We start from the raw sequence: 11,612 nt of genomic DNA, 5'->3' as shown, positions 1-11,612 counted from the left end.
CCAGGTCGCACCGCATGCGTTGCCGATCCTACGGCACCGATCCCGATTTTCAGTCCGGAGTGGTGTGCTTCGATCGCGACGGCCTACACACAGTTTGCCACCTGGGCGACCGTGACTTCCTGGCAAGGCAGGTCGTGACGCGGGCATGTGAAGCGGGTGAGGCGTCAGTTAGCACGTTGGCAATGCACCTGAAAAAGCGTTGCCGCAAACGGGACGGGGAAGTGGGGGGCCCGTGGGCAAACACACGGGCCGGCGGTGTGAGCGGCTTTCTTTTGCCTACATTTCTTTGCCGCGGCAAAGAAACGTAGGTGCCGCCCCGCACAGGGGCAACGCCAGAAAACCAAAGACAAAACGCGGATGCCAGCAAGAAGCCAAAACCAAACCCCAAAAGGCGTAACCCGCGCCGAGAAAGCAAACATGACGGCGGCGTCGCAGACAAAAAACATCGCTATTTCAAGGCACTCGCCAACACCCTTGCAACGTGCACAGCCTCAACCCCTGCCCCATCACGAATTTGATGCCGGCAACTCGTGCCGTCCGCCACCACGATGGTGGTCGCGTCGACATCTCGCACAGCGGGCAACAACGACAACTCGGCCATCGCCATCGAAGCCCCATAGTGCTCGGCCTCATACCCAAAGCTCCCCGCCATCCCGCAGCATGACGATTCAACCGTCGATACTTTTAATCCGGGAATCCACTTCAACACAGTCTGCACAGGCGAAAAAGCATCGAATGCCTTCTGATGACAATGCCCATGCAGCAGCGCCTTGTCCGCGTGCCCGAGCGGCTTCAACTCGAGCGTCAGTCGACCCGCCTTATGCTCGCGCACCAGAAACTCCTCGAACAACATAGCGAACTTTGACAAGCGCGCCGCCTCTTCACCAAGGCCATACTGCAAAAACTCATCCCGCAACGACAATAGACAAGAAGGCTCCAACCCGACAACGGCTATGCCGCGCTCGACGAACGGCCTGAACGCATCGAGCATCCTGCGCGCCTCGCGCTTTGCTTCATCGACAAGCCCCGCGGCCAGAAAAGTTCTGCCGCAGCAAAGCGGACGCTCCCCCGCACGCGTGTTGAAGTGCACGGTATAACCTGCCGCTTCGAGTACCTGTTGCGCGGCGCGGGCGTTCTCCGGTTCGATACTGTTATTGAACGTATCGACGAAGAGCAGCACTTCCTTTTGAGCGCTTTGTGCACCCGTTGAAGATGCAAAGGCCTTTACATCGGCACTGCCGAGAAACGGTTTGACGAACCGCGGCAACGAGCGCTGCGGCGCCCACCCCACCGCACGTTTGAACCAGGGCAACCCGCCCGCAAACGCGAACAACCACGGCATGGTGCCCGCGATCGCGGCATAGCGCGGCATGAATGCAATCATCTTTTCCCGCAAACGCAGGCCATGCTTTTGCGCCCACGCGGCACGTGCCTCGATCTTGAACTTCGCCATGTCGATGCCCGTCGGGCAATCGCGCTTGCAGCCTTTGCACGAAACGCACAAGTCGAGCGTGTCCTTCACTTCCTGGCTCGCGAGACCTTCATCGCCAAGCTGCCCCGACAACGCCAGCCGCAACGTATTGGCGCGTCCGCGCGTCACGTGCTGCTCATCCTTCGTCACGCGGTAGCTCGGACACATCGTGCCGGCATCGAACTTGCGGCAATGACCATTGTTGTTGCACATCTCGACGGCTTTCGCGAGACCGCCCGCCAGATCGCTGCCTGCACCCGGTGCGCTCTCCACACCCGTCATCGGATCGCGCTCGACATTCCACACCGACCAGTCGAGCGCCGGCGTCAGCGCGCGTTCCTTGTAACCGGGCGCGAAACGGAAGTTGCGTGCATCGTCCATCTTCGGCGGACGCACGATCTTGTCCGGATTCATCCGGTTATCAGGATCGAACAGCGCCTTGATTTCGCTGAACGCACGGTTGATGCGCGGACCATATTGCCATGCAACCCATTCGCCACGGCACAGTCCATCGCCATGCTCGCCCGAATACGCACCCTTGTATTCGCGCACGAGCGCCGCAGCTTCTTCGGCGATCGCACGCATCTTGTGCGCGCCGTCGCGACGCATGTCGAGAATGGGCCGCACGTGCAGCGTGCCGACGCTCGCGTGCGCGTACCACGTGCCTTCCGTGCCATTGCGATGGAACACTTCCGTCAACCGGCTCGTGTATTCGGCCAGATGTTCGAGCGGCACCGCGCAATCCTCGATGAACGACACCGGCTTGCCATCGCCCTTCATGCTCATCATGATGTTCAGACCGGCCTTGCGCACTTCCCACAGCGCCTTCTGTTCAGCGGCATCGGGCATCTGTACGACGGAATCCGGCAAGCCGAGATCGGCCATCAGCTCGGTCAGTTGCTTCAGCGACGCGAACTGCTCGTCGCGGTTCTCGCCCGCGAATTCGACAAGCAGAATCGCTTCCGGCCTGCCGACCAACGCCTTCTCGATCACCGGACGAAACGCCGGATTGCTCATCGCCAGATCGATCATCGTGCGATCGACCAGCTCGACGGCGACAGGCTTGAGCTTGACGATGTGCTGCGTCAGATCCATCGCCTGCCAGAACGTCGGAAAGTTCACGACGCCCAGCATCTTGTGCGCGGGCAACGGTGACAGCCTCAGCGTGAGCTGTCGGCTGAACGCGAGCGTGCCTTCCGAACCGACGAGCAGGTGCGCGAGGTTCGCGAAGCCATCGTCGGTATAGGCGCGCGGATTCTGGCAATCGAACAGATCGATGTTGTAGCCCGCCACGCGTCGCAGCACTTTCGGCACCTGCGCGACAATCTCGTCGCGCTCGCGCTGCGCTATCGCCTTCACGCCCTCGACAATCTGCTGCAAGCGCGCGTCCTGCTGCTCCTCGCGCAGCGAAGCGAAACGCGCCTGCGCGCCGTCCGCCAAAATCGCGTCGATCGCCTCGACGTTGTGAACCATGTTGCCGTATTCGATGGAACGAGAGCCGCACGAGTTGTTGCCCGCCATCCCGCCAATCGTGCATTGCGCAGCCGTCGATACATCCACGGGAAACCACAGGCCGTGCGGCTTCAGCCACGCGTTCAGATGATCGAGCACGATGCCGGGTTCGACCGTCACCGTAAGCATGTCCTTGTCGAAAGCGACGACCTGATTGAGCCATTTGCTTGTATCGATGACGAGCGCTTCCCCGACCGTCTGCCCGCACTGGCTCGAACCCGCGCCGCGCGCGAGCAGCGGCACGTTCTCGCTGCGCGCAATGTCGAGCGCGACGCGCAGGTCATCCTGATCGCGCGGCACGACCACGCCGATCGGCATGATCTGATAGATCGACGCATCCGTCGAATAGCGCCCGCGGCTTGCCGCATCGAACAGTACGTCGCCGCGCAATTCCTTGCGCAGCCGGTTCGCCAGCGGCGTACTCATGCGCGCCGCCGAGGGCACCAGATAAATCGGTTTGGTTAGCAAGGTGGCGTTCGACATGTGCTGCGATCCACAAAATGGCTTGAAATGCGGGACTATTCGAGCGTGACGCTGACGGGCCCGAGCCCTTCGATATGCCCGCGCGCGGTGCCCGCATGCTGCGGGAAGAACATGCCCGTATAGGAACCCGTCGTGACGATCATGTCGGGCGTCACTGCAACGCGATGATGCTGCGTGCAGTGGTTGACGAGCCACGTCAACAGACGGCGCGGGTCGCCGCACGGATTGGACGGCGTTGCCTTCACCACGTCCTGTCCTTCGAAAGAAAAGCTCAGCGCGGGCGACACGAATGGAAAATCGCGCCGGTAATGCGTGAACTCGCCAACGATCAACGCGCCGTGATTCTGCAGATCGGCGAGTTGTGCGAGCTTGTCTACGTTCGGCCACTGCGCATAGCGGCTCGCGACGATTTCGATGGTCGCTGCCATCGACTCGATTGCGTCGAGCACTTCCACTTCATGATAGGCATTCGCAGCAGGTTCGAAGCTCCGCCCGAAACGAAACGCGACTTCCAGTTCGAGACCGAGCGGCTTGTAATGCTCACGCGGCAGACGCGCGCCATCGGCATGCAGATCGGTCGCGGGCAGCGGCGCGCCTTGAATCGCGCCATCGGCAGATTTGGCGCCGATCTTCCAGCCGCCGATGCGCGCGCCGCGCGTCGCCAGCAACGCATGCTGGATCGCGTAAGCAGCGCTCAGGTCGGCGGGAATGAGCTCGGGAGGAAGCGACGCGAGCGTCGTATGATCGGCGCGCGCGTCGGCAAGTTGTTGGATGAGCATGGTGGGTCGGACGTTGGCGAATTCACGCATTGAAGCGTGTGGCGGGTTGTGCGGCCGGCTCAGTGCCGACCGCGAAGCGGCTTTCCGGTTGCATGCGGAATGCGAGCACGACGCCGATGGCCATCAGCAGCATGCTGCCCGCGAACGGCAACTCCCAGTTGCCGAACGTATCGATCAGGTACCCGGAAAGCACGGGCGAAATAATCGCGGCGAGCGCCGAACCCGTGTTCATCATGCCGCTCGCGGTGCCCGAGTATTCGGGTGCGATGTCCATCGGGATCGCCCACATCGGGCCGATCGTCATCTCGGCGAAGAAGAAGCCCGCCGACAGGCACACCATCGATACATACAGGTTGTGCGTAAGCATCAACGGCACCAGCGACGCAAGCGTGAGCAGCATGCAGATCGACACCATCCAGCTGCGCGCTCGGCGGAGGTTGCCCGTGCGTTCGAACACCTTGTCGGTAACGATTCCGCCCAGCGTATCGCCGATCACGCCTGCGAAGAACACAGCCGAGGCAAATACCGCTGACTTCTTCAGATCGAGGTGATAGCTATGCAGGAAGTACTGCGGAATCCAGCTGAGGAACAGCCACAACGTCCAGCCATAGCAGAAGTACACGACCGTCACGGGCGCCATGCGCTTGAAGAGTGCTTTCCACGGCAGGTTGGGAGCTTTGGGTTTAGGCGCAGGCAGCACGTCGAGTTCGGCCTGCGTGATGCGGCGATGCTCTTTCGGATGCTCTGCAAATGTCATCGCCCAGACCACGACCCACAGCAGACTGAACGCACCGCAGATATAGAACGATTCGCGCCAACCCCACGTCGTCATCACGAGCACGATCACGCCAGGCGCTACCGCATTGCCGATGCGCGCCGCCGCATGCGTGATTCCCTGCGCAAAGCCGCGCTTTTCTTTCGCGACCCAGCGCGACATCGCGGCCGTCGCGGCCGGGAACGTCGCGCCTTCGCCAAAGCCGAGCAGCACGCGTGCAAACAGCAGCGAAACGAGACCGCCTGCGAAGCCCGTCAATAGCGTCGCGAAGGCCCAGATCGCGCCGCAAGCAATCAGTGTGCGCTTCGCGCCGAACCGGTCGCTCACCCAGCCGCCAATGATCTGAAACACAAGATACGGATACGCAAAGGCCGAGAACACAAGGCCGATTTCCGTATGCGAAAGATGAAACTCCTTGCCGAAGCCCGCTGCCGCCGTGCTGACGTTGACGCGGTCAAGGTAGGTGATGAAGTACATGATGCATAGCATCAGTAGAACGATACTGGTCGCACTGTTCACACGAAACCGCTTCATCGTCTGTCTCCGTTGCTGGTGGACGGCTTGTTCGCGCGGCTTGTTCGGCCTTCATGCCGCGCGAGCCGCCGTCTGCAGGGTCTGCCGTTGGCGTTGGTCGCGTCTGTGGTTCGCTTGCGTGTTTGTCTTTCGTTCGTTGCGTTGCTTCGCGCTGGCCAGGCGCCGCTCAACTTCGTGGATGCTCGTGCGTGGCGCTGAGCGACGGAAGCAATGTCGCCGTTTGCGCTTCCTTGTCGCCGGATAGTCGGCAGCTCAGGCGGCTGCTTTGAGCTTCGGCGTATTCGGCTGCGACATCAGGAACTCCATCGCTACGGGCAAGCCGCTCGCCGCAACGGGAACACCCGCTATTTGCAGACCCATTTCGACGCCCGCCAGCGTTGCCATCAGGGTGAGATCGTTGCAGTCGCCAAGATGCCCGATGCGGAACATGCGCCCTTTCATCTTGCCGAGGCCCGTGCCGAGCGACATGTCGAAGCGTTCGTAGATCACCTTGCGCACCGCGTCCGCATCGATCCCGTCCGGCATCATCACGCCCGTCAGCACGGGGCTAAACACGGATGGGTCATCGCACTGAATCTCGAGACCCCACGCGCGCACCGCGCGACGGCAAGCTTCGGCAAGGCGGTCGTGACGTGCGAACACGTTGTCGAGCCCTTCGCCGAGAATCATGTCGAGCGCTTCCGACAGCCCGTACAGCAAATTCGTGTTCGGTGTGTATGGCCAGTAGCCGCTCCTGTTCATTTCGATGATTTCAGTCCAGTCCCAGAAGGCGCGCGGAAGCTTCGCATGCTTGCCCGCTTCGATCGCCTTCGGCGATACCGCGTTGAAGCTGATGCCGGGCGGCAGCATCAAGCCCTTCTGCGAACCCGACACGGTGACGTCCACGCCCCATTCGTCGTGACGATAGTCGGCACAAGCGAGGCCCGAGATCGTATCGACGAGCAGAAGCGCCGGATGACTGGCCGCGTCGATTGCGCGGCGCACCGCGGCGATATCCGACGTGACGCCCGTCGAGGTTTCGTTGTGCACCACGCACACGGCCTTGATCGCATGCTGCGTGTCCTCGCGCAGACGGGCTTCGATCATTTGCGGCTGTACGCCGCGCCGCCAGCCTTCGATGCCGGGCAAGCCGAGAAACTCCGGCTTCAGGCCGAGGTTCTCGGCCATCTTCTTCCACAGCGTCGCAAAGTGTCCCGTCTCGAACATCAGCACGTGATCGCCGGGGCTCAGCGTGTTCGACAGCGCGGCTTCCCATGCACCCGTGCCCGACGCCGGATAGATCACGACCGGCTGCTGCGTCTTGAAGATCTTCTTGATGCCGTTCAGCACTTTCAGGCCTAGCGCGCCGAATTCAGGGCCGCGATGGTCGATGGTCGGATAGCTCATCGCCCGCAAAATGCGGTCGGGCACCGGGCTCGGACCGGGAATCTGCAAAAAGTGGCGGCCTGCGGGATGAAAGTCGAGCTTCAGCATCGGTCGATCTCCTGGATTGAATTTTGCATGCAAAAAACTATAACAAACGAATCATGACAATCCCAAGGCGGGGTTTACCCTCGCGGTACCTCGGAAAGACCGGCTTGATTTAAAATCGGTGCAAATCGTGCTTGAGGATTTTTGTATGCAAAATTCGGACATTGATGCAGGCCTGACACCGCCTCCCGTGATGCCGAAGGTCGAGCGCCAGCGTTTGCACGACACGGTGGTCGAACACATCCGGCGTTTTATCGTTGAAGGCGTGCTGGAGCCGGGCAAGAAACTGAACGAACGCGAACTCTGCGAAACGCTCGGCATTTCGCGGACGCCGTTGCGCGAGGCGCTGAAGGTGCTCGCCGCCGAAGGACTGATCGAGATCGAGCCGAACCGTGGTGCGTCGGTCTCGAAGATGTCGGAAGCGGAGATGCGCGAGACATTCGAACTGATGAGCGGGCTAGAGGCGTTCTCGGGCGAACTCGCGGCAGAGCGCATCACGGCCGCTGAACTCACCGAGATCAAGGCGCTGCATTACGCGATGCTCGCGTGCCGCACACAGAACGATCTGGCCGGCTACTACAGCCGCAATCAGGCGATCCACGACAAAATCAACGAGGCAGCGCGCAACTCGGCGCTGCGTCAGGCGTATATCGCGGTAAATCGCAGGTTGCAGGCGCTGCGCTTTCGCTCGAACTTCCAGATCCCGAAGTGGGACAGCGCGATTCATGACCACGACGAGATGCTGAAGGCGCTGGAAGCGCGTGACGGCAAGCGCTTGAGCGCAATTTTGCGTCAGCATCTGCTGGATAAGCGCGATGCGGTGCTGCAGATTCAATCTCGCGAAGATGCGGCGGCTGCGAAGTTGAAGGCTTGATTCAGGACTTAAATGAAAAAACGCACGGCTCGCTGCCGTGCGTTTTTTATTCGACCATCAGCAGTTCATGCGCCACTTCGGCCCGTATGATCCTTCTGCCGCAACGTCTGCGGCAGACCATACAAAATGATCAACGCACAGACCAGGCTCAGTGCGCCGATCACATACAACGCCGGCGTCGTGCTGCCCGTCACATCGCGCACACGGCCCACCATCACCGGGCTCACGATCCCGCCCAACTGTCCGAGCGTATTGATCAGTGCGATGCCGCCCGCAGCGCCCGCGCCCGTCACGAGCTTCGGCGGCAGCGCCCAGAACGCGGGAATCGACGCGATCACGCCTGCGCCCAGCACGGCCAGCGCGACGACCAGCATCACCGTCTGCTTGTCGAAATAGCCTGCAGCAAAGAAGCCGATTGCCGCCATCACGAGCAGCGCGCTCACGAACTTGCGGCGCTCGCCCGTCGCGTCCGACAAGCGCCCCACGACGACCATGCAGATCGCACCGCAGATATACGGAACGGCCGTCAGCAGACCGATGATCGTCGGGTTCTGCGTGCCTGCGGCGCGGATCAGATGCGGCGCCCAGAAGTTGAGACCATAAGACGCGATCTGAATGAGGAAGTAAATCAGGCCAAGCGTCAGAAAGCCGGGGGTGCGAATCGCGCCGGGCAGCGAATGACCGTGCGTCGTGGGCTGCGCCTGTTGCGCGATCTGGCTCGACAGATAAGTCTTCTCTGAGGCCGACAGCCAGCCCGCGTCTTCGATTCGGTCCTTCAGCACCTTCAGCACGAGGATGCCGAGCACGATGCATGGCAGGCCGCCTAGCATGAACAGCCAATGCCAGCCGCGAATACCGAACACACCGTCCATCTGACCGAGCACCAGACCCGAAAGCGGCGCGCCGACGAGACCCGAGAAAGCCGACGCGAGGAACAGCAGCGACGTGACGCGCCCGCGATAGCTCGCCGGAAACCACAGCGTCAGGTAGTAAAGCACGCCCGGCGCAAAGCCCGCTTCCATCGCGCCGATTAGAAAGCGCAGGCCATAGAACTGCCATTCGTTCTGCACGAAGACCATCGCGGCCGTCGCGAGACCCCATGAAATCATGATCCGCGCGATCCACTTACGCGCGCCGACCTTGTACAGCAGCATGTTGCTGGGCACTTCGAACAGCACGTAGCCGATCACGAAGAGACTCGCGCCAAGACCGTATGCCGTATCCGAAAAGCCGAGGTCCGTTTGCAGCTGAAACTTTGCGAAGCTGATATTGATGCGGTCGAAGAACGCGAACAGGTAGCAGATCATGACGAGCGGCATCAGCCGCCATGTGACCTTTTTAATGATGTCGGCGGTTGCCGATAGCTTGTCGTCACGGCTGCCTGCCGCAACTGCGCCCGGTGTGCTCATTGTGTGTCTCCTTTGCCAGCGGGAATGGCCGTCTGGTCGTGATGTTGTTGTACGAGTGAATCGAGGTTCAGATGCTGCGCACGTAGTCGGGCACGGGATGCACGTCGCAGTTGCGGCCCGCTTTCATCAGCTGGCCCGGCACGTCGTGACCGAGCAATGCAGGCAACGTGCGCGACAACGCGATCAGCTTCTGCAGATCGATACCCGTCGGAATGCTCATTTCGTCGCACATGTTGACGAGGTCTTCCGTGCAGATGTTCCCCGACGCGCCCGGCGCGAACGGACAGCCGCCCAGCCCGCCGAGCGCCGCATCGAAGCGGCGCGCGCCCGCTTCATACGCGGCCAGCACATTGGCGAGGCCCAGCCCGCGCGTGTTGTGAAAGTGCAGCGTGAGCGTATCGGCGGGCGCGCGTCGCAGCACGCGTCTCACGAGCCGCGCGACCTGGCGCGGATTCGCCATGCCCGTCGTATCGGCGAGCGTGATGCCGCTGATGCCCATCTCCCGGTATGCATCGACGATCGACACGACACGGTCTTCGTCAATCTTGCCTTCGAACGGACAACCGAAAGCCGTCGCTACCGTGGCATTCATCGACACGGGGAAGTGCTGTGCGAGCCGCACGATGTCGCCGAACGCATCGAGCGATGCTTCGCAACTCATGCGCATATTCGCGCGGTTGTGCGTCTGGCTCGCGGACATCACGAGGTTCAGTTCGTCGGCACGCGCGTTCAATGCACGCTCGGCGCCCTTCAGGTTCGGCACCAGTGCGACGAAGATCACGCCCGGGCGTCGCTGGATCCGCGTGAACACGGCTTCGCCGTCACGTAGCGCGGGAATCGCTTTCGGCGACACGAACGAACCCGCCTCGATGCGCGTGAAGCCCGCCGTGGACAATTGATCGATCAACGCGATCTTGTCAGCCGTTTCGACCCACGTGGGTTCGATCTGCAAGCCGTCGCGCGGCGCGACTTCCTGCACGATAAGCGTGTCGAAATGTTCCTGTTCGAAGTTCATTGCACGGCTCCTTCGCGGCGCAGCCGCTCGATTTCGTCCTGTTCATAGCCGAGATCGGCAAGCACGCTCGCCGTATGCTCGCCGAGCGCGGGACCTTGCCAGCGCACTTCGCCCGGCGTCTCCGACAGCTTCGGCACGATGCCCGGCATCTTCACCGATGCACCGCCCGGCAAGTCTGCCCTCAGCAACATCTCGCGCGCCTGATAATGCGGATCGGCAACGATGTCGGCGACCGAATAGATGCGGCCTGACGGCACGCCGGCGCATTCGAGCGCGGCGAGCACGTCGTCGATCGAATGATGCGAAGTCCATGCCGTGATTGCGGCATCGAGCATCGCGTTCTGCGCGACGCGGCCGTCGTTGCGCGCAAGCGTGGGATCGTCGGCGAGATCGGGACGGCCGATTACCTGCATCAGCCGCTTGAAGATCGGATCGCTATTGCCCGCTATCACGACGAAACCGCCGTCTTCCGTGCGATACGTGTTCGACGGCGCGATGCCCGGCAGCGCGCCGCCGCTACGCTCGCGCACGTGGCCGAGCAGATCGTACTCGGGCACGAGACTTTCCATCAGGTTGAACACGCTTTCGACAAGCGATACGTCCACTACCTGTCCGTCGCCTTGTCCTGTCTTCACGCGCAGCACCGACATCAACGCACCGATCACGCCATGCAGCGACGCGAGCGAATCGCCGAGGCTCACACCGACACGCGCGGGCGCGCCATCGACATCGCCCGTCGTGTAGCGGATGCCGCCCATCGCTTCGCCGATCGCGCCGAAGCCGGGACGATCGCGATACGGGCCCGTCTGCCCGTAGCCGGAAATGCGGACCATCGTGAGCTGGGGGTTGATCGCGTGCAGCACGTCCCAGCCGAGGCCGAGCTTTTCGAGCGCACCGGGACGCAGGTTTTCGATGACGATGTCGGCGTCGGCGGCCAGACGCTTGACGACGTCCGCGCCTTCCGGCGACTTGAGATTCACGCAGATCGACTTCTTGTTGCGCGATTGCAGATACCACCAGAGCGATGTGCCTTCATGCAGCTTGCGCCATTTGCGCAGCGGGTCGCCCGTTTCGGGTGCTTCGATCTTGATGACTTCGGCGCCGAATTCAGCGAGCAGGCGCGCGGCAAACGGTGCCGCGATCAGCGTGCCGATTTCGACGACGCGAATACCCTGCAATGGACCACTCATCGTGCTGTCTCCAATCTGATTTCATGTTGGAGACAAGATTAGAAGCGCGGCCGCCCAGGCGTCCAACCGCATTTCGCCAAGGACCGTTCGCGAAACGCGA

Annotated in this window: 8 protein-coding genes; 1 reads left to right on the top strand and 7 read right to left on the bottom strand. The window is 61.7% G+C overall.

From position 1 onward, the window contains the following. Positions 1–448: 448 nt before the first annotated feature. The 4 genes from BPHY_RS21420 to BPHY_RS21400 all read right to left on the bottom strand — a co-directional run bounded on the left by BPHY_RS21420 (position 449) and on the right by BPHY_RS21400 (position 7,027). Complete coding sequence (locus BPHY_RS21420; RefSeq protein ID WP_012403549.1) at positions 449–3,466, bottom strand: FAD-binding and (Fe-S)-binding domain-containing protein; 3,018 nt, start codon at positions 3,464–3,466, stop codon at positions 449–451. Between the two features lie 35 nt (positions 3,467–3,501). Next, on the bottom strand, positions 3,502–4,245 hold the full coding sequence (locus BPHY_RS21415) for a 2-keto-4-pentenoate hydratase (protein ID WP_176061909.1): 744 nt from the start codon (positions 4,243–4,245) through the stop codon (positions 3,502–3,504). Between the two features lie 22 nt (positions 4,246–4,267). Then, entirely contained in the window at positions 4,268–5,554 is a 1,287-nt protein-coding gene (locus BPHY_RS21410; protein WP_012403547.1) for an MFS transporter, read from the bottom strand. A gap of 252 nt (positions 5,555–5,806) precedes the next feature. Beyond that, positions 5,807–7,027 (bottom strand): pyridoxal-phosphate-dependent aminotransferase family protein, encoded by a 1,221-nt coding sequence (locus BPHY_RS21400; RefSeq protein ID WP_012403546.1) that lies wholly within the window; start codon positions 7,025–7,027, stop codon positions 5,807–5,809. Between the two features lie 145 nt (positions 7,028–7,172). Between BPHY_RS21400 and BPHY_RS21395 the strand changes: the two genes are divergently transcribed. Next, a complete protein-coding gene (locus BPHY_RS21395) occupies positions 7,173–7,898 on the top strand; it encodes a GntR family transcriptional regulator (RefSeq protein WP_012403545.1) in 726 nt (241 codons plus the stop codon). 65 nt (positions 7,899–7,963) lie between these two features. On the opposite strand, the gene BPHY_RS21390 is transcribed toward BPHY_RS21395, so the two are convergent. The 3 genes from BPHY_RS21390 to BPHY_RS21380 all read right to left on the bottom strand — a co-directional run bounded on the left by BPHY_RS21390 (position 7,964) and on the right by BPHY_RS21380 (position 11,512). Further along, positions 7,964–9,307, bottom strand: a complete 1,344-nt coding sequence (locus tag BPHY_RS21390) for an MFS transporter (RefSeq protein ID WP_012403544.1) — start codon at positions 9,305–9,307, stop codon at positions 7,964–7,966. A gap of 67 nt (positions 9,308–9,374) precedes the next feature. Further along, positions 9,375–10,322 carry a hydroxymethylglutaryl-CoA lyase gene (locus BPHY_RS21385; RefSeq protein WP_012403543.1) on the bottom strand — a complete coding sequence of 316 codons (948 nt, stop codon included), beginning with the start codon at positions 10,320–10,322 and terminating at the stop codon, positions 9,375–9,377. Beyond that, a complete protein-coding gene (locus BPHY_RS21380) occupies positions 10,319–11,512 on the bottom strand; it encodes a CaiB/BaiF CoA transferase family protein (RefSeq protein ID WP_012403542.1) in 1,194 nt (397 codons plus the stop codon). The genes BPHY_RS21385 and BPHY_RS21380 overlap by 4 nt, the downstream gene beginning before the upstream one ends. Positions 11,513–11,612: the final 100 nt, after the last annotated feature.

The sequence above is a fragment of the Paraburkholderia phymatum STM815 genome (assembly GCF_000020045.1).
In the GTDB taxonomy this organism is placed as follows: domain Bacteria; phylum Pseudomonadota; class Gammaproteobacteria; order Burkholderiales; family Burkholderiaceae; genus Paraburkholderia; species Paraburkholderia phymatum.
This window is presented reverse-complemented; position numbering and strand designations above follow the sequence as displayed.